The sequence below is a fragment of the Halodurantibacterium flavum genome (genome assembly GCF_042681825.1).
In the GTDB taxonomy this organism is placed as follows: Bacteria; Pseudomonadota; Alphaproteobacteria; order Rhodobacterales; family Rhodobacteraceae; genus Halodurantibacterium; species Halodurantibacterium flavum.
Genome location: NZ_JBHUGH010000009.1, coordinates 329,175 through 351,156 on the forward strand (window position 1 = coordinate 329,175; position 21,982 = coordinate 351,156).

At 65.3% G+C, this 21,982-nt stretch carries 19 protein-coding genes; 7 read left to right on the forward strand and 12 right to left on the reverse strand.

Going from position 1 to position 21,982, the window contains the following annotated elements:
- Window positions 1-5: 5 nt before the first annotated feature.
- The 5 genes from ACFSGJ_RS12250 to ACFSGJ_RS12270 all read right to left on the reverse strand — a co-directional run bounded on the left by ACFSGJ_RS12250 (window position 6) and on the right by ACFSGJ_RS12270 (window position 5,447).
- Window positions 6-962 carry a VOC family protein gene (locus tag ACFSGJ_RS12250; protein WP_390262066.1) on the reverse strand — a complete coding sequence of 319 codons (957 nt, stop codon included), beginning with the start codon at window positions 960-962 and terminating at the stop codon, window positions 6-8.
- A 10-nt stretch (window positions 963-972) separates the two neighbouring features.
- Complete coding sequence (locus ACFSGJ_RS12255; protein ID WP_390262069.1) at window positions 973-2,277, reverse strand: TRAP transporter large permease; 1,305 nt, start codon at window positions 2,275-2,277, stop codon at window positions 973-975.
- Entirely contained in the window at window positions 2,274-2,774 is a 501-nt protein-coding gene (locus ACFSGJ_RS12260) for a TRAP transporter small permease (protein WP_390262072.1), read from the reverse strand. Before ACFSGJ_RS12260 ends, ACFSGJ_RS12255 begins: the two co-directional genes overlap by 4 nt.
- 8 nt (window positions 2,775-2,782) lie before the next feature.
- On the reverse strand, window positions 2,783-3,784 hold the full coding sequence (locus ACFSGJ_RS12265; RefSeq protein ID WP_390262074.1) for a TRAP transporter substrate-binding protein: 1,002 nt from the start codon (window positions 3,782-3,784) through the stop codon (window positions 2,783-2,785).
- A gap of 145 nt (window positions 3,785-3,929) precedes the next feature.
- Window positions 3,930-5,447 carry a sensor histidine kinase gene (locus tag ACFSGJ_RS12270; protein WP_390262077.1) on the reverse strand — a complete coding sequence of 506 codons (1,518 nt, stop codon included), beginning with the start codon at window positions 5,445-5,447 and terminating at the stop codon, window positions 3,930-3,932.
- Window positions 5,448-5,724: 277 nt separating this feature from the next.
- On the opposite strand from ACFSGJ_RS12270, the gene ACFSGJ_RS12275 reads away from it, so the two are divergent.
- From ACFSGJ_RS12275 to ACFSGJ_RS12285, 3 genes are all read left to right on the forward strand, one after another.
- Complete coding sequence (locus tag ACFSGJ_RS12275) at window positions 5,725-7,149, forward strand: ATPase domain-containing protein (RefSeq protein WP_390262080.1); 1,425 nt, start codon at window positions 5,725-5,727, stop codon at window positions 7,147-7,149.
- Between the two features lie 40 nt (window positions 7,150-7,189).
- Window positions 7,190-7,549: a response regulator gene (locus ACFSGJ_RS12280; protein WP_390262083.1), complete on the forward strand. Its 360-nt coding sequence runs from the start codon at window positions 7,190-7,192 to the stop codon at window positions 7,547-7,549.
- A 302-nt stretch (window positions 7,550-7,851) separates the two neighbouring features.
- The gene (locus tag ACFSGJ_RS12285; protein WP_390262085.1) at window positions 7,852-11,028 is read left to right on the forward strand and encodes an EAL domain-containing protein; all 3,177 of its coding nucleotides are present in this window, start codon (window positions 7,852-7,854) and stop codon (window positions 11,026-11,028) included.
- A 7-nt stretch (window positions 11,029-11,035) separates the two neighbouring features.
- Here the strand turns inward: ACFSGJ_RS12285 and ACFSGJ_RS12290 are convergent, their stop codons facing one another.
- Window positions 11,036-11,509: an Rrf2 family transcriptional regulator gene (locus tag ACFSGJ_RS12290; RefSeq protein ID WP_390262088.1), complete on the reverse strand. Its 474-nt coding sequence runs from the start codon at window positions 11,507-11,509 to the stop codon at window positions 11,036-11,038.
- 159 nt (window positions 11,510-11,668) lie between these two features.
- Between ACFSGJ_RS12290 and betC the strand changes: the two genes are divergently transcribed.
- Both betC and ACFSGJ_RS12300 read left to right on the forward strand, forming a co-directional pair.
- The gene (betC, locus tag ACFSGJ_RS12295) at window positions 11,669-13,177 is read left to right on the forward strand and encodes a choline-sulfatase (RefSeq protein ID WP_390262090.1); all 1,509 of its coding nucleotides are present in this window, start codon (window positions 11,669-11,671) and stop codon (window positions 13,175-13,177) included.
- A gap of 98 nt (window positions 13,178-13,275) precedes the next feature.
- Complete coding sequence (locus tag ACFSGJ_RS12300) at window positions 13,276-14,907, forward strand: BCCT family transporter (RefSeq protein WP_390262092.1); 1,632 nt, start codon at window positions 13,276-13,278, stop codon at window positions 14,905-14,907.
- Here ACFSGJ_RS12300 and ACFSGJ_RS12305 read toward each other — a convergent pair.
- The 3 genes from ACFSGJ_RS12305 to ACFSGJ_RS12315 form a co-directional block, all read right to left on the reverse strand.
- Window positions 14,878-15,282, reverse strand: coding sequence for a fluoride efflux transporter FluC (locus tag ACFSGJ_RS12305; protein WP_390262094.1), 405 nt, complete (start codon window positions 15,280-15,282; stop codon window positions 14,878-14,880). The genes ACFSGJ_RS12300 and ACFSGJ_RS12305 overlap by 30 nt on opposite strands.
- Window positions 15,279-15,671 carry a fluoride efflux transporter FluC gene (locus ACFSGJ_RS12310; RefSeq protein WP_390262097.1) on the reverse strand — a complete coding sequence of 131 codons (393 nt, stop codon included), beginning with the start codon at window positions 15,669-15,671 and terminating at the stop codon, window positions 15,279-15,281. The genes ACFSGJ_RS12305 and ACFSGJ_RS12310 overlap by 4 nt, the downstream gene beginning before the upstream one ends.
- A 102-nt stretch (window positions 15,672-15,773) precedes the next feature.
- Complete coding sequence (locus ACFSGJ_RS12315) at window positions 15,774-16,958, reverse strand: PQQ-dependent sugar dehydrogenase (protein WP_390262099.1); 1,185 nt, start codon at window positions 16,956-16,958, stop codon at window positions 15,774-15,776.
- A gap of 225 nt (window positions 16,959-17,183) precedes the next feature.
- Between ACFSGJ_RS12315 and ACFSGJ_RS12320 the strand changes: the two genes are divergently transcribed.
- Together ACFSGJ_RS12320 and ACFSGJ_RS12325 are read left to right on the forward strand one after the other, a co-directional pair.
- Window positions 17,184-18,206 carry a YihY/virulence factor BrkB family protein gene (locus ACFSGJ_RS12320; protein ID WP_390262102.1) on the forward strand — a complete coding sequence of 341 codons (1,023 nt, stop codon included), beginning with the start codon at window positions 17,184-17,186 and terminating at the stop codon, window positions 18,204-18,206.
- Between the two features lie 75 nt (window positions 18,207-18,281).
- Entirely contained in the window at window positions 18,282-19,190 is a 909-nt protein-coding gene (locus ACFSGJ_RS12325) for a glycosyltransferase (RefSeq protein ID WP_390262105.1), read from the forward strand.
- A gap of 4 nt (window positions 19,191-19,194) precedes the next feature.
- Here the strand turns inward: ACFSGJ_RS12325 and rfbA are convergent, their stop codons facing one another.
- Genes rfbA through rfbB form a run of 3 tightly spaced genes read right to left on the reverse strand, consistent with a single transcriptional unit; the run spans window position 19,195 to window position 21,967 of the window.
- A complete protein-coding gene (gene rfbA / locus ACFSGJ_RS12330) occupies window positions 19,195-20,076 on the reverse strand; it encodes a glucose-1-phosphate thymidylyltransferase RfbA (protein ID WP_390262108.1) in 882 nt (293 codons plus the stop codon).
- On the reverse strand, window positions 20,073-20,924 hold the full coding sequence (gene rfbD, locus ACFSGJ_RS12335) for a dTDP-4-dehydrorhamnose reductase (RefSeq protein ID WP_390262111.1): 852 nt from the start codon (window positions 20,922-20,924) through the stop codon (window positions 20,073-20,075). Before rfbD ends, rfbA begins: the two co-directional genes overlap by 4 nt.
- Complete coding sequence (rfbB, locus tag ACFSGJ_RS12340; RefSeq protein ID WP_390262113.1) at window positions 20,921-21,967, reverse strand: dTDP-glucose 4,6-dehydratase; 1,047 nt, start codon at window positions 21,965-21,967, stop codon at window positions 20,921-20,923. The genes rfbD and rfbB overlap by 4 nt, the downstream gene beginning before the upstream one ends.
- Between the last annotated feature and the right edge of the window lie 15 nt (window positions 21,968-21,982).

Sequence of the window (21,982 nt, forward strand, 5' to 3'; positions counted from 1 at the left end):
GGTCTTTACTCCTTTGCCGCGACAGGCGGCGTTCCGTGCGTGTGGAATGTCTCGATCGTCTTCAGCCCCCAGGCCTGGCCCTTGCGACGCTCGGCCTCGGTCCAGATCACCGGCTCCCAGTCGGGGGCAAGGATCAGCCGCGCGCCGGCATTGGCAAGCTCGACCCGGTTTCCGGCGGGCTCCCAGACATAAAGGAAGAACGTGCCCTGAATGGCGTGCTTGTGCGGCCCGGTCTCGATATGAACCCCGTTCTGCAGAAAGATGTCGGCGGCGCGCAGGATGTCCTCGCGCTGGTCGGTGGCGTAGGTGACGTGGTGCAGCCGGGCATTGCCGCCGCCATGTTCCTCGGTGCAGGCAAGATCATAGGTCTTGTTGTTGATCGTGAACCAGCAGCCCCCGATCCGCCCGTTATCGAGCTGGATCATCTCGGTCACACGGCTGCCCAGACAGGTCTCCATGAACCGGCGAAACTCGGTCACGTCCGCGGCCAGCAGGTTCACATGGTCAAGCCGCCGGGGCGCAGCACCGGTGAAGGCCGAGGCCGTGTTCTTGAGCGCGGCGCGATCCGCCGCTTCGGCGACATAGCGGTTCGTGTCGTAATAGATCTCGAACACATGGCCGAACGGATCCTCGAACCGGAAGGCGCGGCCGTGGCCCAGGTCGCCCTCGACCCAGCCATGGGTCTTGTAGCCCGACGCCTCGATCGCCTTTACGCGCCGGTCCAGCGCCTCGGGGCTTGCGGCGCGATAGGCGATATGGCCCACCCCGGTCGTGGCGGCGCGGGTCAGTTTGAGCGAGTGGAATTCGTAATCGTCCCAGGCGCGCAGCCAGGCGCTGTCGCCGTCCTGCGCCGAAAGCTTCAGCCCATAGACCCGCGTAAAGAAGTCGAGGCTTTGCTCGAAACGGTCGGTGTAGATTTCCACATGCCCCAGATGGGCGATATCGTAGCAGGGTTCCGTCATCTCGGGCCTCTCAGCGTATCATGGTGTTGGGAAGCAGCAGCGCAATCTGCGGGAAGGCCACCAGCAAGAGCAGCGCCACCAGCATGGCGACCCAGAAGGGTGCGACGCCGACGAAGATCTTTTCCAGCGGCACATGGCGCGCCACGGATTTCACGATGAAGATATTGACGCCCACGGGCGGTGAGATCAGGCCCATTTCCAGCGTCAGCACGACGAGGACGCCGAACCAGATCGGGTCGATCCCCAACTGGATGATGACCGGAAAGAAGATCGGCAGCGTCAGGACGAGCATCGCGAACCCCTCGAGGAAACAGCCGAGCACGAGGTAGCAGAGCAGGATCAGCGCCAGCACACCCACCGCGGGAATGTCGAGCCCCGCAAGGAAGCCGCCCACCGCCTGCGGAATATGGCTGAGCGCAAGGAACGGGTTTATCATATGCGCCGCGATCAGGATCAGCATCACCGTCGCCGTGGTGATGATGGAATCGCGACCGGCCTCCCACAGGACGCGCAGCGACAGGCGACCCATCAGTGCGCCCGCGATCACGACAAGGCCCGCGCCCACCGCCGCGGCCTCGACCGGCGAAAAGATCCCGCCATAGATGCCGCCGATGGTCAGCACGATGATCGCAAGGATCGGGATCGCACGGGCAAGCGCGGTGAAAAGCTGATGCAGGCTGCTGCGCGGTCCGCGCGGCCCAAGCTCCGGCTTGATCCAGCAGAGGATCGTCACCGTCAGGATGAACAGCCCCAGCAGCATCAGCCCCGGCAGAACGCCCGCAAGGAACAGCCGTCCGATCGATTGCTGCGTCAGGATCGCGTAGATTACGAAACCGGTGGATGGCGGGATCAGGATGCCGAGCGTCCCGCCCGCCGCCACGACCCCCGTGGAAAGACGTGTGTCATAGCCGAACCGCTCCATCTCGGCCATCGAGACCTTGCCCATCGTCAGGGCCGAGGCGACGGATGACCCCGAAAGCGCCGCAAACCCGCCGCAACCAATCACCGTGGCCGAGGCAAGACCGCCCCGGATCGGCCCGACGATGGCATAGGCCGCATCGTAGAGCGCGCGGCTCATGCCCGTGGCGCTGGCGACATTTCCCATCAGAATAAAGAGCGGCACCACGACCAGTTCGGCGGATGAGGCGAGCGTGAAGCTTTCCGACGCCATCAGGCTCATGGCGACAGGCAGCCCGCTGAGCACCCAGATCCCCACGAAACCCACGGCGAACATCGCAAAGGCCACAGGCACGCGCAGCACCAGAAGGACGATCAGGATCGCCATGCCGGTGAGGCCGGTCATCATAGGGGTCATTGGTCGTCCTCCGCCCGCGGCGCGCCCGCAAGGATCAACGCCGCCCGCATCAGCATCCCGAGCGAGGTGACGGCGGCAAAGAAGGTCAGCGCCCACTGGAACTCGGCCTTGGGCAGACGGATCACGTTGGTGGACAGGTTCAGCAATTGCGAAAGCTTGGACGATTCATAGACCGTCCATGCGATCCCCGCGAAGATCAGCGCGCCCAGAAGCGCGCTGAGAATATCCGACCAGCGGTTGAGCCAGCGGGGAAACATCCGCTCGAACACATCGACCGATACATGCCCGCCCCGCCGGTCGCAAAGTGCCATGCCGCCAAAGACGATCAGGACCATGCCCATCTGCGCGATATCCTGCGCCCCCGCCAGCGGCTGCATCATGTTCCGCCCGACCACGTCGCGCAGGATGACACAGACGACGAAGAACAGCCCGATCGTGCCCACCGCGGCGCAAAGCCGGATCAGGAGACCGACCGCATAGTCCATCTTCGACAGCATGGCCGGTCTCACTCGCCCCGCATGGCGGCCAGCGCTTCTTCGCCGCCGGGGATGGCGGCGACAAGCTGCGCGGTCAGCGGTTCGAGCACCTCGGCAAAAGCCGCGATTTCCTCGTCCGTGAGGTCGATCACCGTCTTGGAGCCGTCTGCCCGCAGCATCTCGATGGTGTCGTCGGCGCGGGCGTTCCAGCCTTCTTCGCCGCTTTGCGACAGGCTGCGGCCGCTGTTGGCGTCGATGGCCGCGCGGAATTCCTCGGACAGGCCCTGATACCGCGCCTCGTTCATCACGAGGTAAAAGGTGATGAGGCCAAGGGGCGCGCCGATGCTGTAGGTATTCGCAACCTCGTTCAGCTTGAAGTCCGCGACCGCGCTGGCGCCCGTCACGATACCGTCGATCAGCCCGGTCTGCAGCGCGTTATAGGCCTCACCCGCGGGCATCTGCACTGGCGTGGCGCCCATCGCCTCGACCAGCGCGCCGGAAATCGCGCCGGAAACGCGGATCTTCAGGCCCGCGACATCGGCGGGGCTGCGCACCTCGCGGTCGCGCATGATGAAGATGTTCGGTTCCGACCCCCAGATCGCCAGCGGCCGGGTGCCCGGAAACTCCTGCGCCAGATGATCCTCATAACCGTTCCAGAGGAAGTCATAGGCGGTCATGCCCTCGGGCACCGCGCCCGGCATTTCCGCGATCATCGTGCGGCTGAACTGCGACGAGGTATAGCCCTGAAGCCCCCAGGTGATGTCGGCCACGCCTTGCAGGGCACGGACATACTGCTCTGCCGGGCCTGCACCCAGTTCGCCGCCCGGAAAGACCTGGATGGTCAGCTCGCCCCCCGTCGCCTCGGACACGCCCTGCGCCAGCGGTTCGACCACCGACCCGGTGACGACATGGGTCGGCGACACGAAATGCGCCAGCCGCAGCGTTTCCGCCGAAGCGGCCTGCGCAAGTGCCACCCCCAGGCCCGCAGCGGCGACGGCGCCCAAAAGGCGCCCACGGTTGAATTCGTACATTGTTTCTCCCCCCGAAGTGAATGGCGGTCATCGGCAGGCAAAGGCCCGCGACGGTTTTCGCCAGCGCCCACGTTAGGCGGGGAAAAGGGCGCAGTCCAATTCGAACGCGCGCAGCATTCATAAGCTTTGATTACTGATCTCTCCGTCAGGCGTTTTGCAGCGCCTGCTCGACCGGCGGCAGATCATGCGTCGAAAGCCGCGCAAGCGGCACGTCAATCCGGGCGACCAGCCCCTCGGGCCGGTAGTCTAGCGTCACATCAGCCTGAAGTTCTGCCGCCAACACCCGCTGGATGAGGTATGATCCAAAGCCCTTGCGCTCCGGCACCCGGACCTCCGGCCCGCCGGTCTCGCACCATTCCAGCCGCAGCCGGTCATCCGCGACCAGCCAGGTCAGACGAACCTTGCCCCCCGCCACGCCAAGCGCCCCGTATTTGGCGGAATTGGTCGCGAGCTCATGAAACGCGAGCGAAAACGACATCGCGGCCTGCGGCGAAAGTTCAAGCGAGGCCCCCTCGATCCTCACCCGGTCGCCGGCCACATCATGCCCCTCGGTCGCGATCCGGGCGACCATGCGCAGATCGCCCCCCTTCCAGTCCTGCCCGCGCAGAACCTCGTGCGCGCGGGCCAGCGCGACGATCCGGGCGTCCAGCATCTCGCGCGCCTCCGCCAGCGAGGGTGCGGTGCGCAGGGTCTGCGCCGCCACCGCCTGCACCACGGCGATCGTGTTTTTCAGCCGATGGTTGAGTTCGTGCATCATCACCTGAAGTTTCTGCTCGGTCCGCACGCGGGATGTCACGTCATAGCCTTCGACGAAGATCCAGTTCGTCTGCCCCTGATCGTCGCGGATCGGCTGAAAGATGAAATCCACGAACCGTTCCTCGTTGCGATCGGTCACACCGCTCTCGAACGTCACACGGGTTGCGGCGCCGGCATGGGGCTCGCCGGTGTCGCGCACGCGGTCCAGCAGGTCGACGAAGCCCTGCGCCTCGATCTCGGGCAGGGCCTCGGCGACGCGCTGCCCCACGACCTCGTCGCGCCCGACGAGATCCAGATAGGCGCGGTTGGCCAGACGGAAGACATGATCCGGGCCTTCCAGCAGCGCCATGAAGCCCGGCGCCTCCTGGAACATATGCTCAAGGCGGGCCTGTTCGCCCTCGACCCGCCGCTTGGCAAGGACCTTTTCCGTCGTTTCCTGCACCACGGCCAGAACACCCTGCGGTTCGCCGTCAGGGCCAGGGATCGGCGAATAAAAGAGGTCGATCCACAGCTGTTCGGGCTGGCCCTTGCGGTTCAGCGCGAATTCCTGATCGTGATAGGACAGCGTCTCGCCCTGCATCACCGTCGCCATGACATGTTCGTTGAAGGCGCGCGCCTCGGGCCAGGAATCCGCAGCGGTCATGCCCAGATGTTCGGGATGACGGTCGCCCGCGAAACGGGCATAGCCCTCATTATAGATCATGACGCCTTCCCTGCCCCACATCACCACCATCGCGACCGGGGACCGCAGGATGGTTCCGACGATCGACAAAAGCGTGGGCGACCATCCGGAGATCGGGCCAAGCGGCGTGCGCGACCAGTCATGGCTCCGCACGATGGCTCCGGTTTCACCGCCGCCCGCAAGCAAGGCCAAAACGGTCTGGTCGGCTCCACTTTCGTCTCGCAAGAGTACTCTCCTGAAGGGCGCCGCGCCGGGGCGGGGCGCGGATCGATGTCACGCAGCTTCAAGTCGGGATCAGGATGACAGGTTCCATAGCTCTCTGCCAGCAACATCGTATAACGCCCTGAAGGCCCGTCAGGCTTGACCGCCGCCCCCTGCATGGGGTTAGAGCAACGGGCGGCCCCGTGCCGCGTGGGATTGGCATTGTGTTCGCTTTCCCGATAGGTATGGTCGTGGCGGCGGTTCACCACCGCGGGCGAGACCCAAGCTGAGGGGCTGAAAGGTGAAAAATCTCACGCGGATTGAAAGCGGCGTTCAGGGGCTGGACACGGTTCTGGGCGGCGGGCTTCTGGAAGGGGCGGCATATATCGTTCAGGGCAGCCCGGGCGCGGGCAAGACGATCCTGTCGAACCAGATCGCGTTTCACCGGGCGGCGCAGGGCGGTCGGGTGCTTTACGTCACCCTTCTGTCGGAAAGCCATGACCGGCTTTTCCAGGCGCTCGGCACGCTCGACTTCTTTGACCCGCAGCGGATCGGGAACGAGATCATCTATCTCTCGGTCTTCCAGACCCTGCGGGAAAGCGGACTTGACGCGGTGGTCCATCTGCTCCGCTCCGAGATCAAGCGCCACGGCGCGCGCCTCCTGGTGTTTGACGGATTACTGAACGCGCGGGACCGGGCGGATTCCGATCTCGACGTGAAAACCTTCGTCGCCGAGGTGCAGGGACAGGCCGCCTTTGCCCAATGCACCGTGCTCTTCCTCACCAGCACCCGGGTTCAGGATGCTTCTCCGGAACACACGATGGTGGATGGAGTTATTGAACTCAGCGAGGATCTTGCCGGCGTGCGCAGCATCCGACGGCTGCAGGTTCGCAAGTCACGCGGAAGTGCCGCCATAGGCGGGTTGCATCAATTCGAGATAGGCACGACGGGCTTGACGATATACCCAAGATACGAGGCGACGGCCGCGCGAAGCTTCCCCGATGCGGTTCCGCCTTCAGCCCGGATCAGGTCGGGGTGTTCGGATCTGGATGAAATTGCGGGCGGCGGGTTTCCTGCCGGTTCCATCACCCTGCTCCTTGGTCCGTCCGGCAGCGGCAAGACCACCCTGGGTCTCCAGTTCCTGAGCGCGGCAAGCGCAGACGAACCCGCCCTTCATTTCGGATTTCTCGAAACTCCCGCACGGCTGCGCGCGAAGGCAAAGGCGCTGGGGCTGCCACTGCCGGAAAACGAAGATATGACGCTGCTCTGGAATCCGCTGACGGAAAACCTTTTGGACAAGCTGGGCTGGCAACTGCTGTCCGAAGTCAGAAAGCGCGGCATCCGGCGGTTGTTCATCGACGGGCTGACCGGCTTTGAGCGCGCCGCCATTCACCCGACCCGGTTGACCGAGTTTCTCGCGGCGCTGACAAATGAACTGCGCAATCTCGGCGTGACAACGCTTGCCACATGGGAAACGGTCGAGATGGTCGGCAGCGGCATGACGGCCCCCGCCGCACATCTTTCGGCGCTGCACGACAACCTGATCATCCTGCAGCGGCTGCCGATCGATCATACGCTGGTGCGCACCATCGCGATCCAGAAGATGCGCGACAGCGACTTCACTCCCGCGACATTCGGGCTGGTTCTGTCGTCCAGCGGGCTAACTATAGGGAACACCATGGCTGCGACCCCCGACCCGAACCGGATCGAGACGGCGTCCGACTGAACGCGTGGCGAAAGCCGAGGAAGGTGAGGAGCTTGTTGCAATGGCAGTGATAATCGTCGCCGATGACGAATTCTTGCTGGCCCAGATGCTCGCCGACCTTCTTGAGGATGAAGGCTACGAGGTTCATACGGCACAGAATGGCGCCCGCGCGCTTGAACTCGTCCGAAGTCACCAGCCCGCGCTCCTTATCACCGACTTCATGATGCCGGTGATGACGGGGCTGGAACTCGCGACGCATCTGCGGGACGATCCGCTGTTCGAGACGCTTCCGATCCTGCTCGTTTCGGGGGCCCAGGGCGCGCTTGCGCGGGAACGTGAGGATCTCTTCGACCGGGTGCTGGACAAGCCCTATAACCACCTGCATCTCAAGCAGGTGGTGGCAGAGATGGTCGCGCCCTGACGCCAGCCGCCGCAGGATCATCGTGACCCCGCGATCATTTGTGCGGTGTTCGCAAGCGGCGGTGCAGCCGCGCCACGATGCGACGACGATACCCAGGATTTTCTGCCCCTGTCGGAACAGGGCTGCAACCCAGTTGCGGAATTCTCCCGGGAATGGTAGCGCCGCTCTTGCAGTTCGACCAGCGGGCGACAAAACTCGTTTAACAGCCGGACATGTTAGACAGCAGTATTCGACGCGGAATCCGGACGGGTGCGACACAGACCTAGCAGCTTGGTGAAAAAGACGCACCGTGGGGCCGGGCAATGAATGGCCCGTCACGCGGCGGCGGCGCAGTTTCGCACGACAGGCTCCTTGCCTCGGTGCTGGACGGCATCTCGCGGCCAGTGATCGTGCGGGACGACCAGCTTCGCTATGTCTGGGCCAACGAGGCCGGTTGCGCGTTTCTGGGCCGCCCGCTTGAAGATCTGCGCCGGCGCACCGCATATGACATCAGCCTTGCCACGGAGGTCGACGCCTTCAGCCGCATCGACCGCGCGGTGCTGCAAAGCGGCGTGCCAAACCTGAACGAAGAGGACCTGACCATGCCGGACGGGTCGGTCCGGCGGTTCGAGGTCTACAAATGGCGGCTCAGCCTCGGGGACGGTTGCCAGCAGCTTCTGGTGGCCGAAATCACCGACATGACCGACCTGCGGGCCGCGGAACACAAGCTGCGCGCCAGCGAGGAACATCACCGTGCCCTGCTGGAACTGCAGCCCCATATCCTCTGGACGGCGGATGCTGCAGGGAATGTGGAAATCACCTCTCCGGGCTGGCAGCATCTGACGGGGCTTCCGGCGGTCCGGGGCACGGGCGGGGCCTGGCTGGCCGCCATCGACCGCCGCGACCGTGACATGGTCGTCACCCGGTGGCAGCAGGCGATCCGGCAAGGCACGCCCCTTGATGTGGAACATCGGATCATCACGGCCGAGGGCAAGCCACGCTGGTTCCGCACCCGCGCCAACCCGAGGCGGGACGAGGCCGGGATCGTCCTGCGCTGGTATGGAGTGACCGAGGACATCACGGACCGGCGCAACGCGCTCGACCGGCTCCGCGAAAGCGAGACGCGGTTCCGGGCCATGGCCAACAACGCCCCTGCGATGATCTGGACCACCGATACCGAGGGACGCAGCACCTTCTTCAGCCGCGGCTGGCTGACGCTGACCGGCACGACCGAACAAGAATGTCTCGGCCATGGCTGGCTGGATTTCGTTCACCCCGACGACCGCCAGGCGGTCGAGGATGAATTCGCGGCCGCCTTGGCCGCACATGCGCCCCTGCGCGCCGAATACCGCCTGCGCCGTGCCGACGGCAGCCACGCCTGGGTCATCGACCACAGCGTGCCGCGCTTTGGCGAGGATGGCGCGTTTCTGGGATATGTCGGCAGCGCGCTGGAAATCACCGAGAAACACGAAGCCGAAGAGATCGCCCGCGAAACGCAGTCGCTGATCACCAGCCTCTTTGACAGCCTGCCCGACGGCCTGCGCCTCACGGATTTCGACGGACGGCTGATCCTGTCGAACCGGGCCGCGCAAGGGATGCTGGGCGATGCCGCCTCGGTCCCTGGCGCGACGGCGGCGGAGCGGGTCGGCCCCGCAAACTGGGCAAGGATCCGGTCGCACGCGGCCGAGGTGCGGCGCGGGCGCACGTCGCGCCTCGATATTGCGCTGCCCTCGGCCGATGGCACGCATATCCCGATGGAGCTGATCCTGGCGCCCGTCCGGCATGGCAAGGACGCCCCGGGACGCTTCATCTCGATCTGGCGCGACGTGACCGAGATCACCGCCGCGCGCGCCCGTGCCGAAGAGGCGGCGGGGCGGCTTTCGCTTGTCCTCGAAAGCATGATCGAAGGCGTGCTGGTGGTCGATCGCAACTGGCGCCTGACCTATTACAACCAGAATGCCCGCAGCCTGCTGCGCAAGGACATCCAGATCGGCAACAGCCTTGCCGAGCTTTTCCCCCGTGGCTTTGGCGGCGCCTTCGACCGCCGCTTCCGTGAGGTGATGACGACGCGGATCGCCCAGAGCTTCGAGGCCCGGCTCGACGCGCTCGCGATCTGGCTTGCGGTGCGGGTCTCGCCCACCGGGGACGGGCTGACGATCCTGTTCCGCGACATCACCGAACGGCGGCGCGCCGAACAGAACAGCGTGCAGGCCCAGCGTCAGATCATGCACATGTCGCGCCATGACGCGCTGACCGATCTGCCGAACCGGGTGCAGTTCAGGGAAAAGCTCGACCGGGCCCTGCAGACCGGGGCGCAGCCCGCGGTGCTGTCGGTCGATCTGGACGGATTCAAGTCGGTCAACGACGCTTATGGCCATCCGGTGGGGGACAGCCTGCTGCGCAAGGTGGCGATGCGCCTGCGCAGCTGCGTCCGGTCGGGCGATACGGTCGCGCGGCTCGGCGGGGACGAATTCAGCATCGTGCTTCCGCGAACCACCTCGCAAGAGGCGACGGTGGCGCTGGCGCAGCGCATCGTCGAGGTGCTGTCGGACCCGTTCGATCTGGGCGGGCTCGAGGTCGCGGTAGGGGCGAGCGTCGGGATCGCCTTTGCCGCCGATGTCGCCCATTCCGCGGACGAACTTATCAAGGGCGCGGATATCGCCCTTTATCGCGCCAAGCTCTCGGGGCGGGGCACATGGTGCCGGTTCACTCCGGGGATGGAGGGTGAGTTGCGCGCGCGGCAGGAACTGCGCACCGCGCTGCGCCGCGCCTTCGGCACGGATGAGCTGGCATTGCATTACCAGCCGCTCGTGAACCTGCGCGCGGGCACCATCAGCAGCTTCGAGGCGCTGCTGCGCTGGCGCCATCCGGAATTCGGCATGGTCTCCCCGGCTGACTTCATCCCCGTCGCCGAGGAAAGCGGCCTCATCAAGCCGATCGGCGCCTGGGTCCTGCGCACCGCCTGCGCCGAGGCCGCCGGATGGCCCGAACCGATCGGCGTCGCGGTCAACCTCTCGGTCCTGCAATTCCGCAGCGGCGGGCTGGCACAGATCGTGCGCGAGGCGCTGGATCACAGCGGCCTTGTCCCCGCGCGCCTGCAGCTTGAGATAACGGAAAGCGTCCTTCTGGACGATAACGGCGCGAATATCCGCACCCTGCGCGATCTGCGCGACATGGGCGTGCGCATCACGATGGACGATTTCGGGACCGGCTATTCCTCGCTCAGCTATCTGCGACAGTTCCCCTTTGACAAGATCAAGGTCGACCGCAGCTTTGTCAGCGAACTGCCCGAGGGGCGGGAATCCATGGCTGTCATCCGCGCCGTCGCGGGGCTGGGCCGCAGCCTGGGCATCGTCACCACGGTCGAGGGGGTGGAAACCGAACTGCAACTCGCCACCGTGACGGCCGAAGGGTTCGATGAGGCGCAGGGGTTCTTTTTCTCGCAGCCGATCCCGGCGGATCAGGTGCGAAGGACGCTTGCCGCGCTCGGGATACTGTAAAGGGCGGTCAGGCGCTGGCGGCGGGCAGGATACCGTCGCCCATCACCATTCCGGCCGTGCCGGGCGACCCCAAAAGGTCGGCCAGCGTCAGCGAATCGATCAGCAGAAGATAGGACCAGAACACCTCGGCAAAGACGCGGCGGATACGGCATGTTTCCTCATCCGCGCAATCCTCGCACCGCTGATAGGCCTTGCGCGAAAGGCAGGGCAAGGGCGCGATGGGCCCGTCGATCATCCGCAAGAGCTCGCTGAGGGAAATCGTTGCCGGTTCCTTGATCAGGGCATATCCGCCGTTCCGCCCCCGGATCGAGGCGATCAGCCCCGCATTCCGGATGTCGAGCAGGATATGTTCCAGAAACCGCTTTGGCGCGCCCGACCGCAGGGCGATTTCCTCGATCCGCAGCGCATGGCGGCCGGTCGCCTTTTCATCGGCGAGGACCATCAGGGCTTTCAGCGCGTATTTCATCTTTTGCGTGATCATGGCCCTTCATATAGGGGCGGTCAGGGTGGATCAACACAAACCAAGGGGCATACTCACCCGCCGTCAACACCGCGACGCCCCGCGCCGCCGAAGGTCGCTTGCAGACCAGCCGAGGCAGGTTTACCCCGGCATCCTGCCCCAAACCAGCGGAGAGGTCCCATGTCCCAGCCGAATATCCTGATCCTGATGGTCGATCAGCTGAACGGGACGCTGTTCCCGGACGGGCCGGCGGACTGGCTTCATGCGCCGAACCTGAAACGGCTGGCGGAACGGTCGGTCCGCTTTGCCAACAGCTATACGGCCTCGCCGCTCTGCGCGCCCGCCCGTGCCAGCTTCATGTCCGGGCAACTGCCGTCGCGCACACGCGTCTATGACAACGCGGCGGAATTCGCGTCCGACATTCCGACCTATGCGCATCACCTGCGGCGCGCAGGCTATTACACCTGCCTTTCGGGCAAGATGCATTTCGTCGGCCCCGACCAGCTGCACGGGCTTGAGGACCGTCTGACCACCGACATCTATCCCGCAGATTTCGGCTGGACGCCGGATTACCGCAAGCCGGGCGAACGGATCGACTGGTGGTATCACAACCTCGGCTCCGTCACCGGGGCGGGCGTGGCCGAGATCACGAACCAGCTCGAATATGACGATGACGTGGCCCATCAGGCGGTGCAAAAGATCTATGACCTGTCGCGGGGGGCGGAAACGCGGCCCTGGTGCCTGACGGTCAGCTTTACCCACCCCCACGACCCCTACGTCGCCCGGCGCCGCTATTGGGACCTTTACGAGGACTGCGCCCATCTGCTGCCCCCCGGCGAGGCGATCCCCTATGACGAACAGGATCCCCATTCCAGACGGCTGATGGATGCCTGCGACTGGCGCGCGCTCGACATCACCGAGGACCACATCCGCCGCGCGCGGCGGGGGTATTTCGCCAATATCAGCTATGTGGACGACAAGATCGGCGAGATCCTCGCCGCGCTCGACGCCTCGCGGCAAGAGGCGATCGTGGTCTTTCTGTCGGATCACGGCGACATGCTGGGCGAGCGCGGACTCTGGTTCAAGATGAACTTCTTCGAGGGCTCGGCCCGCGTACCCCTGATGATCGCGGCGCCGGACCTTGCGCCCGCGCGCATCGACCGCCCCGTCTCGACCATCGACCTCTTGCCGACGCTTTGCGACATCGCGGGCGTCTCGATGGAGGCGATCCTGCCCTGGACTGATGGCGAGAGCCTCTTGCCGCTCGCTTCGGGCGGCGACAGGGCGACGCCGGTCGCGATGGAATACGCGGCCGAGGGGTCGAACGCGCCGCTGGTCTGTCTGCGCGACGGGCGGTGGAAGCTCGTGCGCTGTGCGCTCGATCCCGACATGCTGTTCGATCTGGAAACCGATCCCGCCGAACGGACGAACCTTGCGGACCATCCCGCCCATGCGGAAACGCTGGCGCGGCTGGGGGCTGCGATGGACGCGCGTTGGGATCTGGCGCGCTTTGACGCGGCGGTACGCGAAAACCAGGCGCGGCGCTGGGTGGTCTATGAAGCGCTGCGCAACGGGGCTTATTTCCCCTGGGATTACCAGCCGCTGCAAAAGGCGAGCGAACGCTACATGCGCAACCACATGGACCTGAACATACTGGAGGAGTCCAAGCGTTTTCCCCGCGGGGAATAGGGCAGGCCCCTGGCGCCCAGCCTCGCCAGAACCGCAGCGAGGCGGAACCCCCTGCCCGGCAGCAGGTTGTCCCCCACCAACATCCGGGGGGACAAGGAATGTCAGACAGTTACCGCCAGCCCGTCTTTCTGATCTCGGTCGCGCTCGTCCTGCTCCTTGTGATCGTGGGCGCCCTGATCCCGGAAACCTTCGGCGCCGCCGCGCAGGCGGGGCTTGACTGGGCCACGCGGGTTTTCGGCTGGTTCTTCCTTCTGTCGATGTTCGGCTTCGTCTGCGCACTCGTTTATCTCGGTTTTTCACGCCATGGCGACACGCGGCTGGGGCCCCCGGACAGCCAGCCGGAATTTTCCTATTACGCATGGGTGGCGATGCTGCTTGCCGCGGGCTTCGGCATCGGGCTTGTGTTCTACGGCGTCGCCGAACCCATGAGCCACCTGAACGACCCGCCCCATGGCATGGCCGAACCCGGCAGCGCCCAAGCCGCGGAACTTGCCATCCAGTACAGTTTCTTCAACTGGGGCATCAGCCAATGGGCCGCGTTTTCCATCGTCGGCCTCATCATCGGGTTCTTTCAGTTCCGCAAGGGCCAGCCGGGGCTCGTCTCGGTCGTGCTGGAACCTGCGCTCTCACGGCTGCGGTTCCGTCGCCAGATTGCCGGGGGGCTCGATGTCTTTGCGGTGGTGGCGACCGTGATCGGGATCGCGACCTCGCTGGGGCTGGGCGTCCTGCAGGTGAATGGCGGCCTCGCCTTCCGCTATGGCATCGCCGAGGGATTTGCCGCACAGGCGACCATTCTGGGGGTCATGGTGATCGCCTACATGATCTCGACGGCCACGGGGCTCGAAAAGGGCATTCGCCTGCTTTCCACCATCAACCTGACAATCGCACTGGGGCTGATGGCCTTCGTGCTGATCTTCGGCCCGACCGTCGCGATCCTCGACATCATGGTGCAGGGCTTTGGCGACTACCTCCAGCACTTCATATTCATGAGCCTCCAGACCGACCCCTATAGCGACAGCACATGGGCCGGAAGCTGGACAATCTTTTACTGGGCCTGGGTAATCGCATGGTCGCCCTTTGTGGGCACCTTCATCGCGCGCATTTCCTACGGCCGGACGATCCGCGAATTCATCCTCGGCGTGCTGATCGTGCCACCACTGCTCGCCTGCGTCTGGATGGCCGTCTTTGGCGGGGCGGCGCTGGAACTCGACGCGGCGCAGGACGGGGCACTCGCTGCGGCTGTGGCCGAGAACGTGACGTTCTCGCTCTTCCGCTTCTTCGAGTTCCTGCCATTCTCAGGCCTCCTTTCGATCCTCGGCGTCACGCTGATCTTCATCTTCCTCATCACTTCGGCGGACTCGGCCTCCTATGTGGTGGCACAGCTGACCGACCGGGGCAGCGCCGAGGCGCCGCTGGCGAAACGGCTGATCTGGGGGATCTTGATCGCGGCGATCTGCCTGACGCTGATCGCCACCGGCGGGTTGGAGGCCTTGCAAGCCGCAGCGATCCTTGCCGCCCTGCCGTTCATTCTTGTCCTTTATGCGATGCTCGCGATGCTTTTCCGCAGCCTGAACCTCGACCGGCAGCAGCAGCTTGCCCAGCTTTACGAGGAAAACAACCAGACCCCCGTCGGCGCATCGCTGGAAGAGGCCCGCCAGATGACCGGCGATGACGATCCGCTTGCGACCGCCGGGCTGCGGTCAGACGACAACGCGCCGGTTCAGCCATAGGCCGGCGCGCATCCCCAGCAAGACGGCTGCCAGCCAAAGCGTGAGGGAAAGCGCAATGTTTAGAAGGGCGAGCCCCGTGCGCCCGTCCGTCAGCATGAGGAAGGTCTCAAGGCTGAAAATCGAAAAGGTCGTCAGTCCGCCGCAAAGCCCGGCCATGACCGCCTGCTGCAGCCCGGCCCGGTGGGGCCAGCGCCCGCCCGGGCCCGCCAGCGCCGCATAAAGGCCGATGGCGAATGAGCCCAGCACATTGACCACAAGCGTCCCCCAAGGAAAGCCCGGTCCCACCGCCGTCAGCACGACAAGCGACAGCGCCGCCCGCAGCACCGATCCGGCCGCCGCCCCTGCGGCCACCCAGACGACGTGCCGGGGGATCATGCGACGCCCCCCGCGACCAGCCGCCCGCAGCCATAACCCAGGGCGACTGCGATCAGGCAAAGCGCCAGCGATCCCGCGATATTGACCGCCGCCGCCCCCACGCGGCCTTCGCGCATCAGCATCAGCGTCTGCAACGAGAAGGACGAAACGGTCGTGAAACTGCCCAGCACCCCCACGGCCAGCACCGTCCAGAGATGCGGCATCGCCGCCTGCACCACGCCCGTCAGCAGGCCAATCAGCGCGGCGCCGGTCACATTGACGACCATCGTGCCAAGCGGAAAGCCCCCGCCCCAGCGCCGGCCGACCGCCTCGGAGATCATGAGCCGGGCGACGCCCCCAATGGCCCCGCCCGCGGCAATCAGAAGATAGACCAACAGAAGTTCCGCCATGATGCCCCTTTCGCGGGCGCATCATGGCGGAAACGGGGGCAGAGACAACGGCCCGCTTTGCGCGCAAGGGGCCGCCTGCCGAAAGGCAGCCCCTCTGCTGGATCAGCCCTCTTGCGGGGTCAGGCGCAGCACCTCGCCATCCTCATGTTCCGTCAGGACCCAGATCGCGCCATCGGGGCCAACCTGCACGTCGCGGATGCGGCGCCCGATCTCGATCGCCTCTTCCTCGACCACCTGCCCTTCGTCCAGACGCACACGCATGATTCCTTCGGTGACAAGACCGCCGATCAGCATGTCACCCGCCCAGTCGCCAAAGCTGCTTTCTTCCGGGATGAAGGTCAGGCCCGAGGGCGCGACGGTTTCCTGGAAATGATGAACGGCGGGGGTCATGCCCTCCATCGCCTCGCCCACGCCCAGGGGCGCGCCAGAATAGTCGCTGCCTGCCGTGGTGAAAGGCCAGCCATAGTTGTTGCCCGCGACGATCAGGTTGATCTCATCCCCGCCAAGAGGTCCGTGATCGCTGGCCCAAAGCTCGGCCGTGACCGGATGCACGGCCAGCGCCTGCACGTTCCGGTTCCCGATGGAGAAAAGGTAAGGGTCGGGCGCGCCTTCCTCGGCATTCTCGTTGAATTCCACATTGTCGGGATGCGGCTCGCCCTCATCCGTCATACGCAGGATCGAGCCTGCCTGATCCGCCGAATCCTGCGCCCGCGAGATATTGCGCCGCTCTCCGATGCTGAGGAAAAGCGAATTGTCGGTCGGATCGAAGGCCAGCCGGCCGCCGAAATGCAGCGCGCTCGCGTCCTGATCCTCTTCCTTCATCACAAAGATGTCCTCGACATCCTCCAGCGTCGCCTCGCTGCCCTCGCCGGTGACGGTGCCGCGCACCACGACCAGCGCGGCGCCCCGATCCGTCTCGCGGGAATAGCTGATATAGACCCAGCCGTTCTCATCGAATTCCGGATGAAGGGCGATGTCGAAAAGGCCGGCCTGGCTGCGTTCCGTCTCTCCATCCGGGCGGAAAAGATCCTCGGCCTCCCAGACCGGGTCGGAGAGCGTGCCATCCACCCCGCCGAGCCGGATCGTGCCGGGGTTGCGCTCGCTCACCAGAAAGCGGTCATCCCCGATGAAGGCCATCCCCCAGGGATGTTCCAGCCCCTCGGCCACCGTTTCGACGTCGAGCGTATAGCCCCCGACCTCGATCGGGCCGTAGTCGGCAAGCGCCCCAGTCCCCATGAGCAGGGCAAGGGGCGAGGCCAATGCAGCGGTGCGTGTGAAAGCGATCATCGTAATCTCCTTGGTCGGAATTGGTGTGCCGGGTGAGCCCGCCCAATCGACCCCGGCGGCGAATGTTCCCGAAATTCGACGGCCCGCGACAAAGGGCATCGGCCTTTTGGCGTCACAGTTTGCGGAACCGCAATGCAGCCCGCCAGTTCTGAACAGAAGCCGCAGGACGAAAAAGGGGACGAGCGATGGGCCAAGGCCAGAGGACATCACAATGAGGACAGCGCGATGAAGGTGCGTACCGTCGGCGCGGCGCTTGCGGCGGTTGGCGCGGGCGTGGCATTTGCGCTCGGCTCGGGTCGCACCTCCGACAGGGGGATGTCTGGAACCCCGGTCCCGCATCCGGGTCAGGGTGCCGAGATCCCCGGCGTCCCGCCCCTGCGCGCCCCGCGCCAGATCCCGCTGCGCGGGTGGAAGGCGGTGGTGATGCGCACCTATGGCCAGCTTTCGGCGGATAACGTGATGCTGGTTGCGGCCGGGGTGACGTTCTACGTCCTGCTCGCGCTTTTTCCCGCGCTCACGGCGCTCGTCTCGATCTATGGTCTTCTGGCCGATCCCGGCAGGGTGGTCGCGCAGGTCGAGGCGATGCGGGGCCTCCTGCCGCCGGAGGTGCTCGACCTCCTCTCCGGTCAGATGGAGCGGATCGTGGCGCAGCCGCGCGGGCAGCTCGGCTTCGGCTTTGCCGCGGGTCTGGGCGTCGCCCTCTGGAGCGCGAATAACGGCATGAAGGCCATCTTCGAGGCGATGAACATCGCCTATAACACCCGCGAGTCCCGGTCTTTCCTCCGGCTTACGGCCACCTCGTTGGTCTTTACACTCGGCGCAATCTTCTTTGTCATCCTGCTGATCCTTGCCATCCTTGTGGTGCCGGCGTTGATCGCCCTGCTCGACCCTGGAAATGCCGGGGGCGCGGTCTTTGCCCTTGCCCGCTGGCCTGCGCTGTTCCTGATCGGAATCGCGGTCATCATGGTCATCTACCGATATGGCCCTGACCGCCCGGCCCCGCCCTGGCGCTGGGTTCTCCCTGGCGCTGCGATGGCCACGATCCTCTGGCTCTGCACCTCGCTCGGGTTTTCGTGGTATGTGTCGAATTTCGACAGCTACAACGAAACCTACGGATCGCTCGGCGCGGTCATTGCCTTCATGGTCTGGATCTGGGTTTCGGCCACGATCGTGATCCTCGGCGCGGAACTCAATGCCGAGGCGGAGCGTGAGGGCCACCGTTCCGTGTCCTCAATGCCGCAAAGCTGACCGATCAACCCCAGGGCGAGTGGACAGCCGCGATGCCCGACCCTAGCATCGGCGGACCGCAGTGAGGGGACGGCCGTGGCGCAGGGACGGATCGCGATTCTGATGGCGCTCTGCAACGGTGCGCGCTACCTGCCGCAGCAACTCGACAGCATCCGCGGCCAGAGCGACACAGGCTGGGACCTGTTCGTATCCGATGACGGATCGGTCGATGAAGGGCCCGAGCTTGCGCGCGCCTTCGGGGCCGAGGTGAGTAAGGGACCGCAGGCGGGATTTGCCGCGAACTTCCTCACGCTTCTTCGGAATGTCCCGGAACGATATGAATTTGCGTCATTTTCCGATCAGGACGATATATGGCTTCCGCACAAACTGTTGCGGGCGCGCGAGGCGTTTGGCCGGCTCAACGATCGGCGCCCTGCGCTTTACTGTTCACGAACAATGGTTTGCGATGCGTTCTTGAAGCCGCTTGCGCCCTCGCCCCGCTGGCGGCGCCCGTTCGGGTTTGCCAACGCCCTCGTCCAGAATGTGGCAGCCGGGAACACGATCGTCCTCAATCGCGCGGCGATCAGCCTGGCGCAGCAGGCCGCGCCCATGGCGATGGGCGTGCCCGCGCATGACTGGTGGGTCTATCAGCTTGTCACCGGTGCGGGCGGAATCGTCATTCGCGATGACCGGCCCGGGCTTTTCTATCGTCAGCACGGCGCCAGCCAGATGGGCCGGAACGACACGCTCGCGGCGTCACTGGCGCGGATGCAAAAACTCGCGGAAGGCGACTTCCGCCGCTGGAACGACGCGAATATCGCGGCCTTGGGCGCCGTCGATTATCTTCTGACGGATGAGGCGCGCGCGCGGCTCGTCCAGTTTGCCTTCGCCCGGCTATTGCCGCTTGGGCCCCGGCTGCAGGGGCTTCGGCGTGCGGGGATCTATCGGCAGACATGGACGGGGACCGCTGCACTCTGGGCTGCCGCAGCGGCGGGCCGGCTTTGACCCTTCAGCCGCAGGCAAGGGCAGAGAGATAGCGTCCGTAATCGTTCTTCTGATAGCGCATCGCGAGATCGCGAATGCTGTCCCGGTCGATCCATCCGTTGTTGAACGCGATTTCCTCGGGGCAGCCGACCTGCGTATCCTGCCGGTTTTCCAGCATCCGGACGAAATTTCCCGCGTCGAGCAGACTGGCATGGGTGCCCGTGTCGAACCAGGAATAACCCCGCCCCATCCGCTCGACCGAAAGCAGGCCTTCGTCGAGATAAAGCCCGAGAAGGTCCGTGATCTCCAGCTCACCGCGCACCGAGGGCCGGACCTGCCGCGCCCGGGCCGAGGCCGTGCCGTCCATGAAATAGAGCCCCGTGACCGCGCAGGAGGATGGTGGATCGGCAGGTTTTTCCACAATCGCGCGCGGGCGGTGATCTTCGCCGAAGGCCACGACCCCATACCGTTCCGGATCAGGCACGCGATAGCCGAAGATCGTCGCCCCATCGTTACGGCTGTCCGCAGATGCAAGAAGGTCCGTAAGGCCGTGTCCAAAAAAGATATTGTCCCCCAGAACCATGGCCGAGGGCGCACCGTCCAGAAACCGTTCGGACAGGATATAGGCCTGCGCCAGACCTTCGGGTGCGTCCTGCGTGATCCATGTCAGGGTCAGGCCGAACTGGCCCCCATCTCCCAGAAGGCGCTGAAACTGCGCGGCGTCCTGCGGCGTCGTGATGATGGCGATTTCCCGTATCCCCGCCAGCATGAGGACCGAGAGGGGATAGTAGATCATCGGTTTGTCATATACCGGCAGCAACTGCTTCGAGATGCTGAGCGTGACCGGATAAAGCCGCGACCCCGTTCCACCGGCGAGGATAATTCCCTTGCGTTTCATAGTATTCATGCAGGAACCTCAAGTTCTTTGAGAACATCTTTCAGACCTTCCCGCCAATCGGGGCGCGGGATGTTGAGCGCGGCGCAGAGATCGGCGCAGGCAAGGCGGGAGTCGCGCGGCCGGCGCGCGGGCGCCGGCCAATCCTCTGACCCGATCGGGATGATCCGGGCGGCGGAACGCGACTGCGCGCAGATTTCTCGGGCGAACCCCGCCCAGGTCGTGTCGGGTGCGCCCGCGTAATGCCAGATGCCGGACCGAAGGCTGCCGTTCGACAGCGCCCCTGCGAGGCGCAGAACGGTTTCCGCGACCGCGACGGCGGGTGTGGGCGCCCCCCATTGGTCATCGACGACCTCGATCTGCGCTTGGCTTTGCCCGAGGCGGAGCATCGTGCGGACGAAGTTGCTGCGATGGGCCGAGAAAATCCACGAGGTGCGCAGGATCGCATAACGCCCCCCTGCGCCGCGGATACCGGCCTCTCCCGCAAGCTTGCTGCGCCCGTAGGCCGAGAGCGGCGCCGTCGGGCTGTCGGGCCGGTGCGGGCCGGGGCCACCAAAGACATAATCGGTGGAAAGGTGAATGAACACCGCGCCCGAGGCAGCAGCGGCCCCGGCCATCGCGGTGGGCGCTGCTGCATTGACGCGGAAGGCCCGCGCCTCTTCCGCCTCGGCCGCGTCAACCGCAGTGAAGGCCGCGAGGTTGAGCACCGCGTCATGCCCGGCGACCGCTGCGGCAGCCGCCCCCGCATCCTCCAGATCCAAATCCGCGCGCCCGGGGGCCGAGACGACCCAGCCCTGCGGCACGCGGCGCAGGACCTCCTGCCCCACCTGCCCGGCGCCGCCCGTCAGCAGGACCTTCATGCCGCCGTCCCGATCCCGAGCCGCTGCCCGACGCCGTCCCGGCCCTGCAGCGGGCGCCACCAGGTCTCATTCTCCATGTACCAGCGCAGTGTCCGTTCAAGCCCCTCTTGCAACGGGATGCGGGCCTGCCAGCCAAGATCCCTGCGCAGGCGCGAAGGGTCAATCGCATAACGATGGTCATGTCCCGGGCGGTCCGCCACAAAGCGGATCAACCGCGCCCGGGGCGCATCGCAGGGAACGATCTGGTCCAGAAGCCCGCAGATCCGCCGCACCAGATCGATGTTGCTCACCTCGTTCCCCCCGCCAATCAGGTAGGTCGAGCCGGGCCGCGCCCCTTGCAGCACCGTCAGCAGCGCGTCGGCGTGATCCTCGACATGCAGCCAGTCGCGCACATTTTCGCCGGTGCCGTAAACCGGGATCGGGCGACCGGCGAGCGCGTTCAGGATCACGACCGGGATGAGCTTTTCCGGAAAGTGGAAGGGCCCGTAATTGTTCGAGCAATTGGTGATGAGAACGGGCAGCCCATAGGTCTCGCCCCAGGAACGCACGAGGTGATCCGACGCGGCCTTGGACGAGGCATAGGGGCTGTTCGGGGCGTAGGGACTGTCTTCGGTGAAAAATCCTGTCGAGCCGAGACTGCCAAAGACCTCATCCGTCGAGACATGATGAAAGCGGAAATCAGCGGGCCGTCCGCGCCCGTCCCACCACGTCCGGACGGCGTCGAGCAGCGTTGCCGTGCCCAGCACATTCGTCTGCACGAAATCGAGCGGGCCGTCGATGGACCGGTCCACATGGCTTTCGGCGGCGAGGTGAAGAACCGCATCCGGTGCATGGTTGTGAAGGATGCGGGTCATCGCCGCCCCGTCGCGGATATCGGCGTGTTCGAAGATGTAATCCGGATGCCGCTGCACCGAGGCGAGGTTGGCGAGACAGCCCGCATAGGTGAGCGCATCGACGTTCACCACCCGGTGCCCCTCCGCCAGGGCGCGCCGCACCACGGCCGAGCCGATGAACCCGGCGCCGCCGGTGACGATGATCCTCATGCTGCACATTCCACA